Below are 20,869 nucleotides of genomic sequence, written 5' to 3'. Positions count from 1 at the left end.
GCGCGCCTTCGACGAGCGCCTTGGCTTCGGTCAGGCCCAGGCCGGTGATCGCGCGGACTTCCTTGATGACGTTGATCTTCTTGCCACCGTCGCCGGTCAGGATCACGTCGAACTCGGTCTTCTCTTCCGCCGCCGGCGCACCAGCGCCGCCGCCGGCTGCCGGAGCCGCTGCAACCGCTGCTGCGGCCGAGACGCCCCACTTCTCTTCGAGCATCTTCGAGAGCTCAGCGGCCTCAAGGACGGTCAGTTCGCTCAGCTGGTCAACCAGCGCGTTCAGGTCTGCCATGATACTTTTCCCATTTGCGGGGACCATTGGTCCCGTTCGTCAACAAAATGAACTTGCCCGAAAAACTCAGGCGGCTTCCTTCTCGGCGTAAGCCGACAGGACGCGCGCGATCTGAGCCGCGGGTGCCTGCGCGATCGTCGCCAGCTTCGTGGCGGGTGCCACGACGAGGCCGATGATTTTGGCGCGCAGCTCGTCGAGCGAGGGCAGCGTTGCCAATGCCTGTACGCCGGCCAAATCGAGCGCGGTTGCGCCCATCGCGCCGCCGACGATCTCGAACTTGTCGGTCGTCTTGGCGAAATCGACCGCGACCTTTGCCGCCGCGACCGGATCGACCGAGGTGGCGAGACCGACCGGACCGGTCAGCATGTCGCCGATCGAGCCATAGTCGGTGCCGTCGAGCGCGATCCTGGCAAGCTTGTTCTTCGAGACCTTGTATACCGCGCCGGCATCCCGCATCCGGTTGCGCAAGTCGGTCGACTGCGCGACCGTCATGCCGAGGTTGCGGGTGACAACTACCACGCCGACCTCGGAGAAGGTGCTGTTCAGCTCGGCAACGGCTGCGCTTTTCTGCGCACGATCCATGCCATTCTCCACGTTCATGAGCGTGCCGCCGAAGCCGCACGCCCGGTTGCTTGTCCCGCCCGCGCCGAATGGCACGAACGGTGTGTCCGACGATGGGGAAGGGGATGCCCGCTAGGGAGCAGCATCGCGGGCGACGCATGGCCGGACCGGGACGCATTCGAATCCTGTTTCCCCGTCTCGGCGGGAAATTAAGCCGCGGCAGATCCGCGGCACCCACTGTCTTGGACGGATGAGCCGAACGGAGCGAGCTCCACGCGGTTCGAGCGCGCCTTTAGCAGAAACTCACACCAGCACAAGGGGCCGTGCGATGTCGCACAACTGCAACGCGGGCGTCATCGATCGATCATCGAACTGCCACCGCTCTGTCGCGTGGACTTGCCAAAATGACCGCACGAGGCGCCGTGGGAGCGGCGCGATCCGGGGGATTTCACATGACCGACCTGAGCCTGACCATCGGCTACGACGACGGCGACGTCGATACCAACGCCAGCGCCAATCCGCACCTGACCGAGATCGTTCGCCAGCGTTACTCGCGGCGCCAGACGCTGCTCGGCGGGTTGTCTGCGATGACCACCGCCGCGTTCGGCTCGGTGCTCTTGTCGGCGTGCGGCGGCGATGAGCTCGACGATCCGGGCGTGGTGGTGAGTGCGGGCGAGTCGATCACGACGACCGCGGGCAAGACGGTGACGCTGAACGGCACCGCCGGCAACAACGCGACCAGCTCGGGCTTCACGCAGGTGAGCGGCCCGGCAGTGACGCTCAGCACCGCGGGCGGGGTCACGACCTTCGTCGCGCCGGCCGTATCGGCCGCGACCGCCCTCGTGTTCCGTTTTTCGGCCAGTGGAAAGAACGGCCAGACCAGCAGCGCGGATACGACCGTCACCGTCAATCCCGCGACGCTCGCTTTCACCGCGGTATCGAAGAATTTGAACGACGTGGTGACCGTGCCAGAGGGGTACTCGGTCGCGGTGCTCTACCGCCTGGGCGATCCGATCGCGTCGAGCGTCGGCGTCTACGCCAACGACGGGCAGGACACCAATTTCGCGCAGCGCGCCGGCGACCACCACGACGGGATGAGCTTCTTTGGCCTCGGCGCGACCGGCAGCGCGCCCGATGCGAACAACAACACGCGCGGCATGCTGGTGCTTAATCACGAGAATATCACCCAGGCCTATCTCCATCAGGCGGGTGCGACCACCGTCAGCGGTCGTCGTCCCGAAGCCGAGGCGATCAAGGAGATCGAGGCGCACGGCGTGTCGGCGATCGAGGTCACCCGTGCGAGCGGCGGCGCGTGGAGCTACGTGCAGTCGTCCGCGCTCAACCGCCGCATCACCCCCAACACGCCGACCGTGTTCAGCGGGCCGGTGCGCGGCAATGCGCAGCTGCGCACGCTCTACTCGACCGACGCGACCGCCGGTCGCGGCACGATCAACAATTGCGCCAACGGCCAGATGCCGTGGAACACCTACCTGACCAACGAGGAGAACTGGGCCGGTTACTTCCGTCGCACCGCGGGCGATGCCGCGGTCCGTACCGCCGCGGGCCTTGCCAAGCAGAACGTCTCGCTCACGCGCTACGGCGTGCGTGAAGGCGCGACCGGCAACTACGGCTGGTCGACCGTCCAGCCGTCAACCACCGGCGACACGCGCTTCGCCAAGTGGAACGCGACGGCGACGACTGGCCTGGCGGCGGACGGCAGTGCCGATTTCCGCAACGAGCCGTTCCAGTACGGCTGGGTGGTCGAGATCGACCCGTTCAACCCGACCGCTGCTCCGCGCAAGCGCACCGCGCTTGGCCGCATGAACCACGAGGGTTGCTGGCCCGGCCGCACGATCGCGGGCACGCGCCCGGCCTTCTACATGGGCGACGACGCGCAGAACGAATACATCTACAAGTTCGTGTCGAACACCGCCTGGGCGGACGCTGATGCGGCGAACACTGACCGGCTCGCGATCGGCGATAAGTATCTCGACGCAGGTACGCTCTACGTCGCGCGCTTCAACGCCGATGGTTCGGGCCAGTGGCTGCCGCTCGTCTTCGGGCAGAACGGCCTGACCGCTTCCAACACGACCTATCCCTTCGCCGATCAGGCCGATGTGCTGATCAATACGCGCCTTGCCGCCGACGTGCTCGGCGCGACCAAGATGGATCGGCCCGAATGGACCGCGGTCAATCCGGTCAACGGCGAGATGTACTGCACGCTGACCAACAATTCGTCGCGCACCCCCGCCACCACCGACGCGCCCAATCCGCGCGCCTACACTGACCCCAAGCTGCCGCAGGGCGATGTCGTCAACGCCGATCCGCCCACCTCGGCACAGGCGACGCGCGGCAACGCCAACGGCCATGTCATCCGCCTGCGCGAGAACGGCGACACGTCGGAGGCGACCGCCTTCACCTGGGACGTCTATGCCTTCGGGGCGGGTGCCGACCTCGATCGTACCAACATCAACCTGTCGGGTCTGGACGCGACGAACGACTTCTCCTCGCCCGATGGGCTCTGGTTCGGGCGCAACACCAACGTGACGGGGCAGGTCTCCCCGGTATTGTGGATCGAGACCGACGACGGCGCCTACACCGATGTCACCAACTGCATGCTGCTTGCCGCGCTGCCGGGCCGGGTCGGCGACGGCGGCACGCGTACCGTCAACAACACGCTGACGACGGCGGCGGGCGTGACCACCACCAGCACCACCACGACGCGCATCGGCGCGGCGCCGGGCGCGAACCTGAAGCGTTTTCTGGTGGGTCCGAAGGAGTGCGAGATCACCGGCATCACCTCGACGCCCGATGGCCGCTCACTGTTCGTCAACATCCAGCATCCCGGTGAGAACGGCAGCGCCGGCAACATCACCTCGAGCTGGCCGGCGTCGCAGAACGGGCAGGGCGGCAGCAGCCGTCCGCGCTCGGCAACGATCGTCATCACCAAGAACGACGGCGGGATCGTCGGGATCTGAGCGACGAGGGGGAGGGCGCCACTTTAGGTGTCCTCCCTCCCGACTTTGTGTCAGAACCATGACGCAAGCGGCCGACCGAGCCGCGCCTTTGACAAGGCCGTTCATCAGGCGTACACCATCGGCACGGACCGGGAGACCCCGGACAGGTGGCCCCGGCTCCGTTTTGGAGAGGACGCCACATGACCACGATCAAGCAAGTCCAGCACACCGGCGGCATCGCTGCCGCCGCCCTCGGCCTGTCGGCCGCTGCAATCATCTTTGCGCAGGCGACCGCCAGCGCGATGGTTTTCCTGGGCGAACTGCTGATCCGATGAAGCGGTTCGCGGCGGTTCACGCCGACCCGATCACTCCAGCCACCAGCGCTGACGCCAGCCGCGCCGCTCGTTGATCGGCTGTCCGTTCGCGGAAAGCGCCGGCGCGTAGCGGAAGCGCGCCTCGATCAGCCGGCAGGTAACCGCATCGAGCGTCGCGCTGCCGCTCGTCTCCGTCACCGCGCAGTCGCTTGCGCGCCCATCTACCCCGACCGTGAACGCGACCGTCACGCTGCCGACTAGTCGCGCCGCGCGAGCCTCCTTCGGATAGTCGCGCGAGGTGATCGCGCCCGCGATCAGGCGCGCGCGCGTGCCGCCTGTACCGGAGCCGTTGCCGCTCCCTCCGCCACCCGCGCCCGAGCCGCCGTCTCCCGCGCCCGTTCCGCTGCCCGCTGCCGCAGTGCCGCCGATCGCGGCGGTGCCCTGCTGCGGTTCGACGGCCGCGACCTGCGGCACCGGTGGTGGGACGATCGCCCGGGGCGCGACGACGGCACTACGTTCCGCTTTGACGCCTATCAGACCGCTCGGCCTCGCTCTCGCGGGTGAAGGATCATGCCTTGGTTTGACCGGCGGCGGAGCAGGGGGCGGCACGACATCGAACGTCGAGAGCGAGGGGCCGGATGCGCTACGCGGCGTCGGCTGCGGCGCGGTCAGGATCAGCCACAGCAATCCGGCATGCAGCGCGACCACCGCACCGGCGCTGATCGTCCGCTCGCGTCGCTTCGCCGTCATCCGGGCAGGATTAGCGCACCTGCCCGCGTCCGCGTAGCCAGTGCGACTGGGTCAACGCTGCATGCGGACCGAAAGAGGATGTCACGCCGCTGGATCGCCCTGGCATATCCGCGATCAACGATCGGTCCTGATCGCGCCCGCTGCGCGCACCGCTGCCAGCGTCGGCAGGCCGTTGACCGCCATCAGCAGATCGGCCTCCGCCTGGATCGCGCGCAGCACGTGCGCGCACCCGTCGGCACCGCCGAGCGCCAGCCCGTAGCTGTACGGGCGCCCGACGCCGACCAGATCGGCACCGAGCGCGACCGCCTTGATCACGTCGGTGCCCGAGCGGATGCCGCTGTCGAACAGCACCGGCACGCGCCCCGCGACCGCTTCCGCGACCGCCGGCAGCATGTCGATCGCCGCGATCCCGCCGTTCGCCTGTCGCCCGCCGTGGTTGGACACGTAGACCCCGTTAGCCCCGGTATCGATCGCACGGCGGGCATCGTCGGGGTGGCAGATCCCCTTCAACACGATCGGCAGCGTGGTCAGCGACTTCAGCCACGCCATGTCATCCCACGTCAGCACCTTGCCGAAGGTCGCGCCCCACGTGCCGATCGCGGCGCGCGAATCCTCTTCGGGCGGTTTGGCGAGCAGGCGGCGAAAGGCCGGGTCGCTGAAATAGTTCTGCAGCACGTGGCCGCGTAATTGCGGAAAGTTCGACACGTTCAGGTCGCGCGGGCGCCAGCCGGTCACCCACGTATCAAGCGTGACGACGATCGCCTTGTATCCGGCGTCTTGCGCGCGCGACACGAGGCTCGCCGCCACGTCCTTGTCCCGCGGCGTGTAGAGCTGGAACATCGCCGGCGTCGTCCCGCAGGCGGCGTGCACGTCCTCCAGCGTGTCGTTCGACAGCGTCGACGCAGTCAGCGGCACGCCCGTCGCCGCACTCGCGCGCGCGGCGGCGAGGTCGCCGTGCCCGTCCTGCGTGCAGATGCCCGTCACCCCGATCGGCGCCATGAACAGCGGCGAGGCAAGCGTCATCCCGAACGCCCGCGTCGACAGGTCGCGCGCCGTGCAATCGACCATCATCCGCGGCACCATGCCCCAGTGGCGGAACGCACGCGCATTCTCGTCCTGCGTCCACTCGTCGCCGCAACCACCCTGAACGTAGTTCAGCACCGAAGGCGGCATCGCCGCCTCCGCGCGCGCCTTCAACGTCGCGAGGTCGACCGGCCAGGTCGGCTGCACGCCCGACAGCCCGGCGTAATAGATCGCGTTCTGGAAATCGCCGAAATGCGCCACGCTGACCTCTCCTGATTATTAGGGCAGCATGGCGCAGCGGTGCGGCGCTTGTCGAGCCGCACCGTTTTCACATCAGAAGGTGAAGCGTCCACCCAGTGACAGCACCACCGCGTGCGCATCCTCCAGTCGGCCGCTTGTCCTGATTGGCGTCTCCGCGGCAGTCCCGGCGAAAGCCGCGGTGACACGGTCGATCGTCTCATTCTCGAAATCGACGTAGTTCGCCGCCGCGTCGATCCCGAACCGCTGCGTCACCTGGAAGGAGAGGCCGCCTCCGTAGTTCCAGCGGTTGGCGTCGGGCACACGCGGGTCGCGTTCACCGTCGCGCGTCGGGGTGATCGCGCGCTGCACGCCCGCGCGCAGCGTCAGCGTGGGTGACACGGCATAGTCGAGCCCGCCGGCGTAGCTCCACGTATTGCGATAATTCTCCGGCAGCGCGGTGTTGAGCGGCGCGCCCAGACGGATCGCGTCGAACTTGTCCCAGGTATAGCGCACCACCTGCGCGTTGAGCGTCAGCGCATTGCCCGCGCGCTGGCGTACGCCCAGGATGATCTGCGCGGGTGTGTAGAAGCGCGCCTTGACGCCCGAAAGCTCCGTGTTCGATCCGGCGAGCGGACCGACGAGGCCGCTGATCGTCAGGTCACCCTTCAGCGTGTGCTTGATCGCCGATTTGTAGCTGAAGCCCACCGTGGTGTGCGCGTTGTGCATCTGGAACCCGGCGCTCCAGCCGAGGTCCCAGCCATCGCCCTCCAGCTTCTGGCTGCCGTCCGGCAGCGAGGCAAGCACGTTGGGAAGCGCGTTGCTCAGGCTCGCGTCGGTATATTCGACGTTCGCCGCGCCGCCGACGCGCAGCCAGTCGGTCACGGCGACCGCGATGCCCGGCTGGATGTCGATCGTCAGCAGGTGCGTGCGGTCCGCGCCGTAGCGCGCCCAGCTGCCCGTCTCGTAATTGGTGGTGAAGCTGTACGGAGAGGTGACCGCCACGCCCACAGCCACCCGGTCGTTCAGCGGCAACGCAAACGCGCCCGAGGGCAGCACGCCGTTGTTGATCGGGTCGCGCGACACCGCGTTCCCGCCGACCGGTGCGAACGTCTGTGCGGGCAGGCCGGGCAGCGATGGGCGGCGGATCAGCGTCCCGTTATCGACCACCTTGCCCTTCGGAAGAACGGCGGCGGCGCTGACGGTCGCCTCCGCATCAGTGCTGCCCGCGATCGCCGCCGGATTCCACCACAAGGACGCGGCGCCCGTATCCGCCACCTCGCCCGAGAAGGCGCGACCCGCACCGCGAGCGGACTGTTCCTGCAGGTAGAATGCCTGCGCCTGTGCGGCGCCCGCGAACGCGGTCGAGGCAATGACGGTCGCCGCAGTGGTGGTCAGACGGATGAGCGAAACGTGAAAACGCGGGAACATGCGCGCGAACTCTCCTGGGCATTGCGATCGCCACGGATCGCCGGGGCAGGTCCGCTATCGAACAAAGGTCAGTGTTACAAACCCTTTCCGGTGGCTCAAGGAGCCGATGTGATGAGAAATGTCAGGAAACAATGCTGTGTCGTTCTGGCAACACGTCCAACTGACAACGCACTCACATCCGAACGCAGCTGTAATCGCCTTGTCACCCCAGCAACATTGCTCCAAACCGTGAGGAACAAGGCAAAAATTACATCAGGGGACCTATTCATGAACAATCGTGCCATCCCGCGCGCCATGTCGGCGCGGCATATCGCGCTGCTCGCCACATCGGCGCTGGCGACGTTCGGCACGCCGGCGTTTGCCGAAGGCACGCCCGATTTCATGATGAACGTGGCGCAGGGGACCGGTGCCGTTCCGGCCGGCGACATGATGGTCGAGCATTCTCCGCAGGTCGTGATCTCCGAGCCGGGGACGCCGACGACAGCGCGTGATACCAACGACGTGACCGGTATCGGTCAGATGATCATCGACCAGAAGACTGGATTTCTCGGGCTGTGCACCGGCACGCTGATCAATCCACGAACGGTGATCTTCGCCGCACACTGCGTGAACGAGAGTCCGCAGGGCACCGCGATGAACCCGTGGGGTTACGGCACCGGCGCGGGGCAGCTGCCGATCGGTTTCGGGTTCAAGGCGGACAATCTGGCGGGCATCCGCTCGTGGTTCCTGGCCGGCACCAACCAGTACAAGACCAGCGTTGGTAATGCCTTCTACAACGTCAACCAGGTCATCTATAATCCGCAGTCGCTGTCGCTCGGCTTGGCGAACAACTTCCTGCAGGCCGACGTGGCGCTCGCCTCGCTCGACACGCCGGCACGCAACGTGCCGACTTGGACCATCCTCCTCTCGCAATTGCCCGCCCCCGGCACGATCACCAGCGCGACCGGTACCGGCTATCACGTGATTGAGGCGGGTTATGGCCGCAACGGCACCGGCACCAGCGGCGATAGCGGCGGCATCGACTATCGCCGACGCGTGGCCGAGAACTTCATCGGCATCCTGGGGTCGCTCGACGACATCGATTCGTTCCTGTTCGGCTCGCCCAGCGGGTTGACGCAGAACCTGTACCAGACCGATTTCGACGATCCTAAGCGCGGGCTGCCGGGCGCCAACGCGTACGACTTCAACATCTTCAAGGACAATGCGCTGCCCAAGGAGGGCATAACCGCGGGTGGTGATTCAGGCGGTCCGCTGATCCTCGACAAGACGTTCAGCAAGCCGACCGTGATCGGCGTGCTGTCGGGCGGTTCGCGCTATTTCAACGCGCAGCCGAGCAGCTCGTACGGCACCTCGTCCTTCTATCAGCCCTTGTATCTCTTCTGGGACTATATCGCGGCGAACAATCCGTACCGCTACGTCGCGGCGAAGGCGGGCGACGGCGACTGGTTCGACGCCAGCCACTGGGTCACGACGCTCGACCCCGCTTATCAGATCATCGTCAACGGGCAGCTGGTGAATGGCATCCCGACTACGGCGGGCGACGGCATCAACGGCACGTCGGGCAAGTTCGGCCAGATCTGCTATCAGCAGGGACGCTCGGACGAGTGCCTCGACATCGGCACCAACACCTATCTGGTGAACGGTCGTCCGGTTCCGGCCGATACCGTCGTGACCGGCGGCGCGACGCTCGCCAACAACAAGAGCGTGGCGTCGTTCGCCGACGGGCTGACCTCGATCAACGAAGCGCAGGGCGCAGGCAACGCACAGGCGATCGCGGCAGCGGCCGCGGCGCTGCCGACCGCGACGCTCGCCAACGGTCTGCCCGGCGCGACCAACTTCGTGCCCAACAACGTCGACCCGGATGCAGCAACGCGGCGCAACGCGCGCTACTTCGACGTCACGCTGTCGAATGCGGGTACGACCACGCTGTCCGGTACCGCGACCGTTGATCGGTTTACGATCAACAACCAGGCCAAGCTGACGGTCGCGAGCGGCGGTTCGCTATAGTCGCTGATGGAGTTCAACCAGTTCGGTGGTCTGGTCACCGCCAACGGCACGATCAACTCGGTCGGCGATTACTTCCTGCTCTCGGGCGGGCTGACCGGCACCGGTCGGATCAACGCGCCGTACCTGACCAGCCTCCTCGGCATGATCGCGCCCGGCACGCAAGGGACGGTCGGCACGCTGACGATCGGCGGCAATGCCGTGCTGTCGAGCGGCAACCTGCTAATGATCGATATCGCCGGCAACAACACCTCCGATCGGCTGGCGGTGGTCGCCAACGGAACCAGCACCGGTCAGGCGAGCATCGGCGGGCGCGTGCTGTTTTCACCGGTTGCGGGTTCGACGATCCGCTTCGGCGACGTGTACACCATTCTGACCGCGCAGGGCGGGATCAGCGGGACCTTCGCTACTCCGTCGGCGCTGAGTGCGATACTGACGCCGCAGTTCGTCTATTCGGCGAACACGGTGCAGGCGCGTATCACCGCGGGCCGCTACGCCGATGTTGTCGCCGCGACGCCGATCCAGAGCGCCTATGCGCGCCTGCTCGATCAGAACCGCGCCACCAACTACGCTGCGCTGTCGGGCATCTACGGGCCGCTCGACCTTCAGAACGCCGCGACGATCCGGTCGAATCTAGAGGGTCTCGCGCCGCGCGCGGAGACGACCAAGCGCGCGCTCGGCACTGTTGCGCTCGACAACATGGGCCGGTTCTATCGCGATCGATTGGCGCAGATGGATCTGAGCAATGGCCTTGGCGGAACGCTCGCGATGACGGGCAAGCCGCTGCAGTTCGCCTCGCTCGCCGCCTCCGACCTGCCGGTGGCGGGTGCGCAGCTCGCCGCGACCGACAGTCCGCAGACGACGCTGCAGACGGGCGTGCTGCCGGAATCGGTCAGCGCGTTCGTCGCTGGTGGCTATCTCGACGGCAGCAGCCGCGCGGCGCCAACTGCGATCCCGTTTGCCGGACGTGACCAGTTCGATGGCTGGTACGCCGCGGGCGGTATCGAGACCGAGATCGGCGACAACGGCGCACTCGGCTTCGGCCTGTCGTACACCAATGTCTCCGGTGACCAGCAGTACGGACAACGCGCCAAGGGCGAGCTGTGGCAGGGAACGCTGTATGGTAAGCTCGAGTCGCCGACGGGGCTGTTCCTCGACACGCAGGTGTCGGCGGGCGTGTTCCAGGCGCGCACGCGTCGCGCTGTCTCGTTCGTCGGTACCGACTACACGCTGCGCTCGCGCGACAACGCCTTCGCCTTATCCTCCGAAGTCGGCGTCGGCAAGAATTTCAATCTCGGCACGCTGAAGGTCGGACCGCGTTTGTCGGCACGCGCAAGCCAGATTGACTTCACTCCGACTGTCGAGCGCGGTGGGCCGGTCGGCCTGTTCCTCGACCGGCAGAAGTATGACAGCTTGCAGGGCCGCGCTGGTCTGGCGTTGTCGGGTGGGGCGCGGATCAAACCGTATGTCAGCGCCTATTACGTCCACGATTTCCAGGACCGTCCGGGATCGTTCGGCGCGAACTTCGTCGGCGGCGTCGGACCGAGCGCGATCTTCGCGCTGCCGGGTCAGGACAAGAACTGGGGCGAGGTGAGTGGCGGCATCTCGGTTGGCGGAGAGCGGATCGAACTGTCGGTCGGTGCCGACACGACGTTCGAGCGCTCGGACGTGCGTAACCAGTCGTATCGCGCCGCGGTAAAGGTGCGCTTCTGATCGGATAGGGACCGCGGCTCCGGCCGCGGCCTTCAAGACAGGCGCCGGGTCATGATCGTGGCCCGGCGTTGTCGTATGTGGCTCACACCGCGTGCGTTCAGCGTCATTGCGGTGATTGCGGTGCAACCCCGCGGCGTTGAAGACGTGCGTAAATCACGATCCGCACACCGTCTTTCGTCAAGGGTGCGGCGGTGCATTGCCCGTACCTTTCTCCCGACGCCAGCCGTCTCTGCTCGCGACGAACAAAGGCTACGACAGACGAGCGCGCTTCCCGCCTCAATCAACGCACAACGACAGGCCGGCCCAACAGAAAGGGGCCCGGAAGCGTTTGCCTCCGAGCCCCATCCTAGCAACGATGATCGCAGCGCTTATGCGCCGGCGATCTCCGCCACGTCGACCTTGATCCCTGGGCCCATCGAGGAGCTGACGGCGACCTTCTTGACGTACTTGCCCTTGGCGCCCGACGGCTTGGCCTTGACCACCGCGTCGACCAGCGCGTCGAAGTTGCGGCGCAGGTCTTCCTGCGCGAACGACGCCTTGCCGATGCCCGAGTGGATAATGCCGGCCTTCTCGACGCGGTACTCGACCTGACCGCCCTTGGCCGCCTTGACGGCTTCGGCGACGTTCATGGTGACCGTGCCGAGCTTCGGGTTCGGCATCAGGCCCTTTGGACCCAGCACCTTACCCAGACGGCCGACGACGCCCATCATGTCGGGGGTCGCGATGCAGCGATCGAACTCGATCTTGCCGCCCTGGATTTCCTCCATCAGGTCCTCGGCGCCGACGACGTCCGCACCCGCCGCACGTGCCTCATCGGCCTTCGGACCGCGCGCGAACACGCCGACGCGGACCGTCTTGCCGGTGCCCGCGGGCAGGGTGACAACGCCGCGCACCATCTGGTCGGCATGGCGCGGGTCGACGCCCAGGTTCAGCGCGACCTCGATCGTCTCGTCGAACTTCGACGTGGCATTGGTCTTGGCCAGACCGATCGCTTCATCGATCGCGTGCAGCTTCTCAGCGTCGATCGTCCAGGTCTTCTGCTTCTTAGTCAGCTTGGTCACGAGCTCAGCCCTCCACCACTTCGAGGCCCATCGCGCGGGCCGAGCCTTCGATGATCTTCGTCGCCGCTTCGATGTCGTTGGCGTTCAGATCCTTCATCTTGGTCTGCGCGACTTCGACCAGCGCCGAGCGCTTGATCTTTCCGGCCGACACCTTGCCCGGCTCCTTCGAGCCCGACTTGAGGTTGGCGGCCTTTTTGATCAGGAAGGTCGCCGGGGGCGTCTTCGTGATGAACGAGAACGAGCGGTCGGCGTAGACGGTGATGACGGTGGGCAGGGGCGAGCCCTTCTCCATGTCGCCGGTCTGCGCGTTGAACGCCTTGCAGAATTCCATGATGTTGACGCCGCGCTGACCCAGCGCCGGGCCGATCGGCGGCGATGGGTTCGCGGAGCCCGCGGGCACCTGCAGCTTGATGTAACCTGTGATCTTTTTCGCCATGTCACTCTCTTCAGTTTAGCGGTAATAGCGGCGCCTGAAAGGTGCCTCCCGCGGGCTTGTCCCACCAAAGCGGGATCATCTGGCCGGCTGGGCCGACCGGGTGATGTGTTGCGGCCTCCCAAACGTGGAGACCGATACGGGAGTTAATCCCGTGCCGTAAGTCCTCGGCGGTGCCGAGGCTGGCCGCCGCTGGTCGTCTCGCGATTAGCGTGTACTAATTGCGTGCGACCGACGCTTATTTGCTGCGCTCGACCTGATCAAATTCCAGCTCGACCGGCGTGGATCGACCGAAGATCGATACCGACACCTTGACGCGGCTGCGGTCGAAATCGAGTTCCTCGACCGTGCCGTTGAAGCTCGCGAACGGGCCTTCCAGCACCTTGACCGCATCGCCGATCTCGTAATCGACCTTGACCTTCTGCTTCGGCGCGGCGGCTGCTTCCTCCTTGGAGTTGAGCATGCGCGCGGCCTCGGCCTCCGAGATCGCCTGCGGCTTGCCCGATGAACCCAGGAAACCCGTCACCTTGGGCGTGTTGCGCACCAGGTGATAGACGTCGTCGGTCATCGCCAGCTTGGCGAGCACGTAGCCCGGCATGAACTTGCGCTCGACCGCGATTTTCTTGCCGCGACGCGCCTCGGTCACTGTCTCGGTCGGAACCTCGATCTGCTCGACCAGCTGCTCCAGGCCGAGGCGCTGCGCCTCCGCCATGATCGAATCGCGAACCTTGCCCTCGAAACCCGAGTAAGCGTGGATGATGTACCAGCGTGACATCGTGTTGTGCGTTCCGCCCTTTACTTGGCCAGGCTCAACAACGCTTTGACGATCGCGTTGAACACCGAATCTACCCCGAGGAAGAACAGCGCCAGGATCGTGGTCATGATGACGACCATCACGCCCGTCATCACCGTCTCACGGCCGGTCGGCCACACCACCTTCGCGGTTTCGGCGCGAACCTGGTTGATGAATTCGATCGGGGTCGTCTTCGCCACGCGTGTTGAACCTTCGAAATCGCCCGGCATAGCTTTCCACCGCTGCCTTACTAAAAGGTAGCGGTGGAAACCGTCCGTGCTGTCGGATGTGTGTGGGACTTAGCGAAAGGGCCGTGCAAACACAAGGGGAGCCGTTCAGCGGCGCGCGTGAGCAAAGCTTGGCGCGGCTCCGGCCGTTAGCATTGGCCATCACGCGTCCCACAGCCTATATCGTCAGCGTGACCAGCGCGGCCCCCTATCGCTTTCCGATCGGCATCGATCCAGCCGACATCGACTTCATGGGGCACGTCAACAATGCCAGCTATCTGAAATGGGTGCAGGCGGCCGTGATCGATCATTGGCGTGCGCTCGCTCCGGCAGAGGCGGTGGCGCAGCATCTGTGGGTCGCGCTCAAGCATGAGATCACCTACCTCAAGCCCACGTTCCTCGGCGACGACGTGGTTGCGACGGTCGTCCTGGAAAAAGTGCAGGGCGTACGCGCCTTTTACGAGACGGTGATCCGACGCGGCGAAGACGTGCTGGCCGAGGTGAAGTCGAGCTGGTGCTGCCTCGATGCGGAGACGCTGCGCCCCGCGCGGCTGGCGCGCGAGATCGTGCAGCATTTCTTCCCGGCAGACGCCAGGGCCTGATCACCATACGGCACCTTCGTGCGCGATCGACGTTTCGGCTGCAGATCGAACAGCGTCATCGAAGAGGCCAACATGCATATCACGCGTCTGCCCGCGGGAGAGACCGCTCCTGCCGAAGCCGACTGCATCTCGATCGAACGACGTCCGGATGGGCGCTTCTCGCTCAACGCCACTGCGCTGATGGCGTGCGGCGACACCGATGAAGCCGAGTCGGTGTCAATGATTGGTAGCGAACCTTACGATCGCTACGACGACGCCGAAGCGGCGGGGCTCGCCTGGGCGGCCGAACATTGTGCGGGCCAGGTATATGTCAGCACGCTCAGCTGAGCCGCTTTGATCGCTCGCGCTAGTGAGAGTGGCAGGGGAGCTCGGACTCGAACCGAGGGCCTTCGGTTTTGGAGACCGACGCTCTAACCAACTGAGCTACACCCCTGTGCGGGTGCGGCTATTGTCGGAACGGCGCGGTTTCGTCAACCGCTGATCGGCGGGTCAGGCCGCGCGTGCCTTTGCAAGAGCGCATCGGATCATGTCGCGCGCTTCCGCCACCGGCACCGCGCGGCCGAAGTAATGCCCTTGGATGTTGGTACAGCCGAGTTCGCGCACCAACGCCAGTTCGGCCTCCGTCTCGACGCCCTCCGCAATCGTGCTCATGCCCAGGCTGCGCGCGAGCGCGACGACTGCGCGGATGATCGCGAGCGGTTCGGCCACCCCTTGCGCGGCTGAGGCGACGAAGCCGCGATCGATCTTGATCGACGAAAAGCGCGTGCGACTGAGGTAACCGAGCGAGGAATAGCCGGTGCCGAAATCATCGAGGCTCAGTCTCACGCCCAGGTCGAGCACCTGTTCGAGCACGCGGGCGGCTCCCGTTCCCTCGCGCATGAACACGCCTTCGGTCACTTCCAGTTCTAGGCGCTGCGGCGACAGGCGGCTCTGCGCCAGCGCGGAGGCGATCACGGTGACGAAGTTGGGGTTCGTCAATTGCTCAGGCGACACGTTGACCGCGATCCGCAGGTCACCGGGCCAACGCGCCGCCTCCTCGCAGGCCGTGCGCGCGACCCACTCGCCAATGGGAGCGATCAAACGCGTTTCTTCCGCGATCGCGATGAACTTGTCAGGGCCGACCGGTCCCAGACGCGGGTGATCCCAGCGTAGCAGCGCCTCGAACCCGCGCAGGCGGCCGGTGCCGGCATCGACCACTGGCTGGTAATGCAGCGACAATTGTCCGTGCTCCAGCGCCTGACGCAGCTCGAGCTCCAGCACGCGGCGTTCCTCGGCATCGGCGTGCAACTGCGGCTCGTACGCGTGGAACACTCCACCGCCACGATCCTTTGATCGATAGAGAGCGAGATCGGCGGAGCGGATCAGCGTCTCCGCGGTGCGCCCATCGCGCGGGCTCGTGGCAACGCCGACCGAGGCGCCGATGTATAGGGTATGCTGGTCGACCTCGTACGGGCGTGAGAGCGTATCGATGATCGTCCGCGCCAGCCGTTCGATGCGCTGCGGGTCCGATGCATCGCGGACTACCACCGCGAACTCGTCGCCGCCCAGCCGCCCGATCAGTTCGTTGTCGCTCATCAACTGCGCCAGCCGATCCGACACACGGCCGAGCAGCCGGTCGCCGACCGGGTGGCCAAGCGTGTCATTCACCGCCTTGAAGCGGTCGAGATCGATCATCATGAACGCGGCGCGTGCACGCCAGCGCTCGGCATCGGTCAGCGCGCGCGACAGCGCTTCGTTGACGTGAAGGCGGTTGGGAAGGCCGGTCAGCGTATCGAAGCGCGCCATGCGGTTGATCCGGTCGGCCGACGCGCGCTGTTCGGTCACGTCCGACCCGACGCCGCGGAAGCCGAGAAAGGCGCCCTGCGCGTCGTAGCGCGGACTCGCGGCGATCTCCCACCAGCGCTCCTCGCCATCGATCACGATTGGGAGCACGAGGTCGCGAAAACTCTCGCGCTGCTTCAGTTTCTCGGCGAGCTGTCGCAGCCCGGCGGAGAAGTTGCCGCCCTCCCACGTCGGGCCGGCGAGTATTTGCAGCAGGGGCAGCCCGTTCATCGCCTCGGGGCTGAGGTGGCAGGCATCGGCGAAGCGCGGCCCGGCGTGAACGATGCGGCGCGACGCGTCGATCTCCCACAACCAGTCGGCGCGCGCGTTCTCGAATTCGCGCAGCAGCAGACTGACGGTCTCGTCGCGGTCGCCGAGTGCAACCTCGGCGATGAGCCGTGCGGCGAAGGCTCGCGCGTTGGTCCACGCCGCTAGTGCTGAGAGGGCAGCGACTGCGATGATCGCAGCGAGGGTGGAAAAGGCATGTGCGACCGCGAGCGGTATCGCCAGTGTCGCGGCCAGCACGCCGGCGAAGGTCAACGCTCCGAGCGTCAGCGGCGCGAGCGTAATCGTGGTTACGAACATCAGCGCCGCCAATCCCGTCCACAACGCGGCCGGAACCGTCGCCTGAGGAAGCATGAGGACGGGCACACTCCACAGCAAGGCGAGCAGCCCATTATCGAGCGCCGCCGCGATTGCCTGAGCTCGCATCGTAGTGGCGCCGACCAACGAGCGCGCGGGTCGGCGACGCCATGCGCCCGCGCTGGCTGCCGCGGAGAGCACGAAGACCCAGCCGGCAATCTGCCACAGTGCGAACATCGAGACGAGCGTCGGCGTGACGATCGCCAAGACACCGAGGTTGGCAGCGAGCAGTAGCGGCGCGCTCCGGTCTGCCGCCTCCAACTGCGCCTCGCGGACGCGTGCCCAAACGCGCGCATCGTCGCCCTCGTGCCAGCCGAGCAGAACGCCCGGACTGATCGGCGGCGAGGACGAGGGGGCAGGCGGGCTCACGTCGTCTCCGTAAGCCGCTGCGGGTTGATTAAAGGTTTAGGCCTGCGCGAATAAGCCGGTCGTCATCGATGTGCCGGCGTTTACGCCGCGATGTCGTAGGGCTTGATCTCACCCGCCAGATACAGGTTGCGCGCCTTGGCCCGGCTTAGTTTGCCCGAGCTCGTCCGCGGCAGCGTACGGGGCGGGATCAGTTCCACGACGCAGTTCATGCCGGTGACCGAGCGGACCCGGTCGCGGATCTCGTCGCGCAGCCGCGTGCGTTCGGTCTCGTCGGAACTGCGGCATTGCACCAGCACCGCGGGCGTTTCCTCGCCGCCCGGCGTCGTGATCGCGAAGGCAGCGATGTCCCCCGCCTTGAACCCGGGAAGCTGTTCCACCGCCCACTCAATGTCTTGCGGCCAATGGTTGCGGCCATTGATGATGATCATGTCCTTGGCACGGCCGACGATGTAGATGTAGCCATTCGACAGATAGGCCATGTCGCCGGTGTCGAGCCAGCCGTCGACCAAGCAGGCATCGGTCGCTGCCTGATCGCGGAAATAGCCGACCATTACCGACGGACCGCGACACCACAATTTGCCGATCGCCCCATCGGGCAGCGGCGTGCCGTCCTCCTCGCGCACCTCGACTTCCATGTCGCGCACTGGCTTGCCGCAGTTGACGATCGCACGATAACGCTGCGGGCGGTCTTCGCCGTGGCTCATCCCCGACAGCTCGGTTTCCTCGACCAGCTCGACGCGGATGCCTTCGCCCGGCGGCATCAGCGACACCGCAAGCGTCGCCTCGGCGAGGCCGTAGCTCGGCAGGAAGGCACCCGCGTTGAAGCCCGCGCTGTGGAACGCGTCGACGAACGCCTGCATCACGTCGGGACGGATCATGTCCGCACCGTTGCCCGCAACACGCCAGCGCGACAGGTCGAAGCGGTCAGACGCCTTGGTCTGGCTCGAAATACGGCGCGCGCAAATGTCGTAGCCGAAGGTCGGCGAGTAGGAGAGCGTCGTACCGGTGTTGCGGCTGATCAGGTCGAGCCACGACAGCGGGCGACGCGCGAAATCCTCGGTCTTCAAATAATCGGTCGAGACCTGGTTCGCCATCGGCGACAGGAAGCAGCCGACCAGTCCCATGTCATGGTACCATGGTAGCCACGACACACAGCGATCGGTGTCGCCGATCTCCATGCCGTGCGCGTGCGCGGCGAGGTTGCTGAGCAGCGCGCGGTGCGTGATCGCGACGCCGTGCGGAAAGCGGGTCGAGCCGCTGGAATATTGCAGGTAGCAGATGTCGCCGCCAGTGGCGGTCGGAAGCGGGGCCTCGACTGCCGGACGTGCGAGCAGCTCGCTCCAATCGACGCCCGCCACGCCCTCGGCCTCCGCCGCGGCACCCGCCATCTGCTCGAGCTCGCCGGGGTAGATCAGCATCCGCGGATCGCAGCTCGACAGCTGATTGCGCAGCTGGTCGATGTACGAATCGCGCCCGCCGAACGAGGTCGGCAGCGGCAAAGGCACCGGCCACGCGCCCGCGAGCACGGTGCCGAAGAACAATTGCGCGAACTCCGCGCTCGTTTCCGCCACCAGCGCGACGCGGTCGCCCGGCGCGATGCCCGCCGCGATCAACCGATAGGCGGCCGCGCGCGCATCGTCGCGCAATTGCGCGTATGGATAAACGCGCACCAGCGTCGCCCGCGCGTCGTGGAAGTTCAGTCCGCGTTTGCCTTGCGCCGCATAGTCCAGCGCTTCGCCCAGCGTGCCGAAATCGGAGAACCGGCGCGGCAAGGCGTCGGCGGTCGGGGTCGGCTGGAGCGTGGCGAGGTCACTGGTCATTCACGTCGGTCCTGTCGCGGCGCATCGCGCTCGTGCATGGATCAAGGGCGGCATCGTACGGGCAGTCAAACCCGCGCTTCCAACCTCCGACCCTAGTGTGGCACAATCAAGGCGTGAGCGGGTCATGGCGGAACAGGGCAGGGAAGAGCGGCACGGACGGCGCAGCCGATCGCGGTGAACGACGCGAGCGCCGCGTGCCACCGCCGCTTGACCAGGCCGCGCTGGAGGCGCTGGCGCTTCGCTACGTCGAGCGGTTCGCGACCACACAGGGCAAGCTGAGCGACTATCTGCGGCGCAAGATACGCGAGCGCGGATGGCACGGCGAGCCGATCGAGGTCGGTGCAATCGCGACGCGCTTCGCCGAGCTCGGCTACATCGACGATCGCGGCTATGCCGAGATGAAGACAGCCTCGCTCGTTCGCCTCGGCTACGGCGAACGCCGCATCACCGCCGCGCTGCATGCTGCGCGCATCGGTGCGGCCGATGCCGAGGAGGCAGTGGATCAGGTGCGCGACGGCGCGTTCGACCACGCGCTCGCCTTTGCACGCCGCAAGCGGATCGGTCCGTTCGCCTCCGCGCCGGCCGATGAGGCCCAGCGCCGCAAACACTTGGCCGCGATGGTGCGCGCGGGGCATTCATTTGCTTTGTCGGCCAAAATCTTGCGCATGTCCGACCATGAGGATGCCGTCGACGATTGACGCGCGCGGCAATTCGACCAATCATTATGCGGCGCATGATGAACGCTGCGCACCAAAACGGGAGTTTGGATCAACGGTGCCGGAACAAGCGGCCTTGGCCGACAGCGGGGAAGAACGCGCACGCGTGCTCGGCAACGATGCCGAGGCGCGGGCGGTGTCCGGCACGTTGAAATGGTTCGACGCGACCCGCGGGTTCGGCTTTCTGGTCGCGGACGACCCCGCGATCGGCGACGTGTTGATCCATTTTTCGGTGCTGCAACAGCACGGTCGCCGCACCCTGCCAGAGGGTGCGCGAATGGACGTGTCGGCGGTCCGGCGCGCGCGCGGGTACCAGGCGAGCGAGGTGCACGCCATCGACGTCGCGGCGGCCGCAACCGCGGTGCGCGACCGTGACCGCGACCGTATCGACCCCGAGGCGCTGCTGGACGATGCGGACGATTGGCAGGAGGTCGCGGTCAAGTGGTTCAACCGGTTGAAGGGCTACGGCTTCCTCGTTCGCGTCGATGCGCCAGGCGACATCTTCGTTCACATGGAGACGCTGCGCCGCGCCGGGGTGGCGGAGGTCGAGCCCGACCAGCCGCTCCGCGCGCGGATCGTCGACGGGCGCAAAGGGCCATTGGCGGTTGCGGTCGCCGCGCCGCCAAGCGAATAGCCGTTTACCGCGCCCCGGCGCGGGGTTAAGCGGGGTGCGATGGGCATCAATCTCAATCCGTTCACCTGGTGGAATGGCGCAACGATCGGCACCATGATCTACGGCCTGCGCGGCAAGCGTCAGGTCGGCGAGGATGGTCTGGGCAATACCTATTGGGAAGGCGGCGCGACACCGCAGGGAACGACGCGCCGCTGGGTGATCTACAAGGGCGCGAACGACACCAGCCGCGTGCCGCCCGACTGGTTCAGCTGGCTTCATCACCAGATCGCCGACGTGCCCGACCAGTCGCTGCCTGCGCCGCGCCAGTGGCAGAAGCCCGCCGTGCCGAACATGACCGGCACGGCGTTCGCCTATCGGCCCGCGGGCGCGCTGGAGAAGGGCGGGCATCGCGCATCCGCCACGGGTGATTACGAGGCGTGGAGTCCCGACGCGTGAACCGCGCGGCCGCGATCGGCGGCCTGGTGGTGCTCGCGGC

20 protein-coding genes and 1 tRNA gene are annotated in these 20,869 nt (G+C 66.4%); 9 read left to right on the top strand and 12 right to left on the bottom strand.

Annotated elements, in window-relative coordinates; translation table 11 throughout:
- The coding region (gene rplL / locus QZ847_RS11915) for a 50S ribosomal protein L7/L12 (protein WP_294356732.1) at positions 1-286 on the bottom strand (286 nt) is incomplete at its 3' end.
- Between the two features lie 66 nt (positions 287-352).
- A complete protein-coding gene (gene rplJ / locus QZ847_RS11910) occupies positions 353-868 on the bottom strand; it encodes a 50S ribosomal protein L10 (RefSeq protein WP_026325829.1) in 516 nt (171 codons plus the stop codon).
- A 431-nt stretch (positions 869-1,299) separates the two neighbouring features.
- On the opposite strand from rplJ, the gene QZ847_RS11905 reads away from it, so the two are divergent.
- Together QZ847_RS11905 and QZ847_RS11900 are read left to right on the top strand one after the other, a co-directional pair.
- Positions 1,300-3,825, top strand: a complete 2,526-nt coding sequence (locus tag QZ847_RS11905) for an alkaline phosphatase PhoX (protein ID WP_294356730.1) — start codon at positions 1,300-1,302, stop codon at positions 3,823-3,825.
- Between the two features lie 179 nt (positions 3,826-4,004).
- Positions 4,005-4,139, top strand: a complete 135-nt coding sequence (locus QZ847_RS11900; protein WP_019516093.1) for a hypothetical protein — start codon at positions 4,005-4,007, stop codon at positions 4,137-4,139.
- Positions 4,140-4,169: 30 nt separating this feature from the next.
- On the opposite strand, the gene QZ847_RS11895 is transcribed toward QZ847_RS11900, so the two are convergent.
- The 3 genes from QZ847_RS11895 to QZ847_RS11885 all read right to left on the bottom strand — a co-directional run bounded on the left by QZ847_RS11895 (position 4,170) and on the right by QZ847_RS11885 (position 7,559).
- Positions 4,170-4,868, bottom strand: coding sequence for an energy transducer TonB (locus tag QZ847_RS11895; protein WP_294356728.1), 699 nt, complete (start codon positions 4,866-4,868; stop codon positions 4,170-4,172).
- Positions 4,869-4,982: 114 nt separating this feature from the next.
- On the bottom strand, positions 4,983-6,152 hold the full coding sequence (locus QZ847_RS11890) for an alpha-hydroxy-acid oxidizing protein (protein ID WP_294356726.1): 1,170 nt from the start codon (positions 6,150-6,152) through the stop codon (positions 4,983-4,985).
- Positions 6,153-6,224: 72 nt separating this feature from the next.
- Positions 6,225-7,559: an outer membrane protein transport protein gene (locus QZ847_RS11885; protein ID WP_294356725.1), complete on the bottom strand. Its 1,335-nt coding sequence runs from the start codon at positions 7,557-7,559 to the stop codon at positions 6,225-6,227.
- Positions 7,560-7,826: 267 nt separating this feature from the next.
- Between QZ847_RS11885 and QZ847_RS11880 the strand changes: the two genes are divergently transcribed.
- Positions 7,827-9,566 carry a hypothetical protein gene (locus tag QZ847_RS11880; RefSeq protein WP_294356723.1) on the top strand — a complete coding sequence of 580 codons (1,740 nt, stop codon included), beginning with the start codon at positions 7,827-7,829 and terminating at the stop codon, positions 9,564-9,566.
- Between the two features lie 6 nt (positions 9,567-9,572).
- Positions 9,573-11,276: an autotransporter domain-containing protein gene (locus tag QZ847_RS11875; RefSeq protein WP_294356720.1), complete on the top strand. Its 1,704-nt coding sequence runs from the start codon at positions 9,573-9,575 to the stop codon at positions 11,274-11,276.
- A gap of 368 nt (positions 11,277-11,644) precedes the next feature.
- On the opposite strand, the gene rplA is transcribed toward QZ847_RS11875, so the two are convergent.
- From rplA to secE, 4 genes are all read right to left on the bottom strand, one after another.
- Complete coding sequence (gene rplA / locus QZ847_RS11870) at positions 11,645-12,337, bottom strand: 50S ribosomal protein L1 (protein WP_294356717.1); 693 nt, start codon at positions 12,335-12,337, stop codon at positions 11,645-11,647.
- 4 nt (positions 12,338-12,341) lie between these two features.
- On the bottom strand, positions 12,342-12,773 hold the full coding sequence (gene rplK, locus QZ847_RS11865; RefSeq protein WP_294191307.1) for a 50S ribosomal protein L11: 432 nt from the start codon (positions 12,771-12,773) through the stop codon (positions 12,342-12,344).
- A 235-nt stretch (positions 12,774-13,008) separates the two neighbouring features.
- The gene (gene nusG / locus QZ847_RS11860) at positions 13,009-13,545 is read right to left on the bottom strand and encodes a transcription termination/antitermination protein NusG (protein ID WP_019516099.1); all 537 of its coding nucleotides are present in this window, start codon (positions 13,543-13,545) and stop codon (positions 13,009-13,011) included.
- A 20-nt stretch (positions 13,546-13,565) separates the two neighbouring features.
- A complete protein-coding gene (secE, locus tag QZ847_RS11855; RefSeq protein WP_294191308.1) occupies positions 13,566-13,763 on the bottom strand; it encodes a preprotein translocase subunit SecE in 198 nt (65 codons plus the stop codon).
- Between the two features lie 218 nt (positions 13,764-13,981).
- Here secE and QZ847_RS11850 point away from each other — a divergent pair, with 218 nt between their 5' ends.
- Entirely contained in the window at positions 13,982-14,392 is a 411-nt protein-coding gene (locus tag QZ847_RS11850; protein ID WP_294191309.1) for a thioesterase family protein, read from the top strand.
- Between the two features lie 72 nt (positions 14,393-14,464).
- A complete protein-coding gene (locus QZ847_RS11845) occupies positions 14,465-14,719 on the top strand; it encodes a hypothetical protein (RefSeq protein ID WP_294356715.1) in 255 nt (84 codons plus the stop codon).
- A 29-nt stretch (positions 14,720-14,748) separates the two neighbouring features.
- Here QZ847_RS11845 and QZ847_RS11840 read toward each other — a convergent pair.
- From QZ847_RS11840 to QZ847_RS11830, 3 genes are all read right to left on the bottom strand, one after another.
- Positions 14,749-14,825, bottom strand: a tRNA-Trp gene (locus QZ847_RS11840).
- Between the two features lie 56 nt (positions 14,826-14,881).
- Complete coding sequence (locus tag QZ847_RS11835) at positions 14,882-17,224, bottom strand: bifunctional diguanylate cyclase/phosphodiesterase (protein WP_294356714.1); 2,343 nt, start codon at positions 17,222-17,224, stop codon at positions 14,882-14,884.
- A gap of 80 nt (positions 17,225-17,304) precedes the next feature.
- On the bottom strand, positions 17,305-19,044 hold the full coding sequence (locus QZ847_RS11830; RefSeq protein ID WP_294356712.1) for a fatty acyl-AMP ligase: 1,740 nt from the start codon (positions 19,042-19,044) through the stop codon (positions 17,305-17,307).
- Between the two features lie 194 nt (positions 19,045-19,238).
- Between QZ847_RS11830 and QZ847_RS11825 the strand changes: the two genes are divergently transcribed.
- The 3 genes from QZ847_RS11825 (at position 19,239) to QZ847_RS11815 (ending at position 20,829) form a co-directional block, all read left to right on the top strand.
- On the top strand, positions 19,239-19,742 hold the full coding sequence (locus QZ847_RS11825; protein WP_294356710.1) for a regulatory protein RecX: 504 nt from the start codon (positions 19,239-19,241) through the stop codon (positions 19,740-19,742).
- A 76-nt stretch (positions 19,743-19,818) separates the two neighbouring features.
- Complete coding sequence (locus QZ847_RS11820; RefSeq protein ID WP_294356708.1) at positions 19,819-20,394, top strand: cold shock protein; 576 nt, start codon at positions 19,819-19,821, stop codon at positions 20,392-20,394.
- Between the two features lie 39 nt (positions 20,395-20,433).
- Positions 20,434-20,829 carry an NADH:ubiquinone oxidoreductase subunit NDUFA12 gene (locus QZ847_RS11815; protein ID WP_294356706.1) on the top strand — a complete coding sequence of 132 codons (396 nt, stop codon included), beginning with the start codon at positions 20,434-20,436 and terminating at the stop codon, positions 20,827-20,829.
- Positions 20,830-20,869: the final 40 nt, after the last annotated feature.

This window comes from uncultured Sphingomonas sp., assembly GCF_913778135.1.
Taxonomy (GTDB): domain Bacteria; phylum Pseudomonadota; class Alphaproteobacteria; order Sphingomonadales; family Sphingomonadaceae; genus Sphingomonas.
The sequence above is the reverse complement of the archived record's forward strand: the minus strand, read 5'-3'. Positions and strand labels throughout refer to the sequence as shown.

What these genes read in the sequence shown, in the direction of transcription:
- rplJ (WP_026325829.1), bottom strand. Translation starts at nt 868, where the DNA reads ATGGATCGTGCGCAGAAAAGCGCAGCCGTTGCCGAGCTGAACAGCACC.
- QZ847_RS11905 (WP_294356730.1), top strand. Translation starts at nt 1,300, where the DNA reads ATGACCGACCTGAGCCTGACCATCGGCTACGACGACGGCGACGTCGAT.
- QZ847_RS11900 (WP_019516093.1), top strand. Translation starts at nt 4,005, where the DNA reads ATGACCACGATCAAGCAAGTCCAGCACACCGGCGGCATCGCTGCCGCC.
- QZ847_RS11895 (WP_294356728.1), bottom strand. Translation starts at nt 4,868, where the DNA reads ATGACGGCGAAGCGACGCGAGCGGACGATCAGCGCCGGTGCGGTGGTC.
- QZ847_RS11885 (WP_294356725.1), bottom strand. Translation starts at nt 7,559, where the DNA reads ATGTTCCCGCGTTTTCACGTTTCGCTCATCCGTCTGACCACCACTGCG.
- QZ847_RS11880 (WP_294356723.1), top strand. Translation starts at nt 7,827, where the DNA reads ATGAACAATCGTGCCATCCCGCGCGCCATGTCGGCGCGGCATATCGCG.
- QZ847_RS11875 (WP_294356720.1), top strand. Translation starts at nt 9,573, where the DNA reads ATGGAGTTCAACCAGTTCGGTGGTCTGGTCACCGCCAACGGCACGATC.
- rplK (WP_294191307.1), bottom strand. Translation starts at nt 12,773, where the DNA reads ATGGCGAAAAAGATCACAGGTTACATCAAGCTGCAGGTGCCCGCGGGC.
- nusG (WP_019516099.1), bottom strand. Translation starts at nt 13,545, where the DNA reads ATGTCACGCTGGTACATCATCCACGCTTACTCGGGTTTCGAGGGCAAG.
- QZ847_RS11845 (WP_294356715.1), top strand. Translation starts at nt 14,465, where the DNA reads ATGCATATCACGCGTCTGCCCGCGGGAGAGACCGCTCCTGCCGAAGCC.
- QZ847_RS11830 (WP_294356712.1), bottom strand. Translation starts at nt 19,044, where the DNA reads ATGACCAGTGACCTCGCCACGCTCCAGCCGACCCCGACCGCCGACGCC.
- QZ847_RS11815 (WP_294356706.1), top strand. Translation starts at nt 20,434, where the DNA reads ATGGGCATCAATCTCAATCCGTTCACCTGGTGGAATGGCGCAACGATC.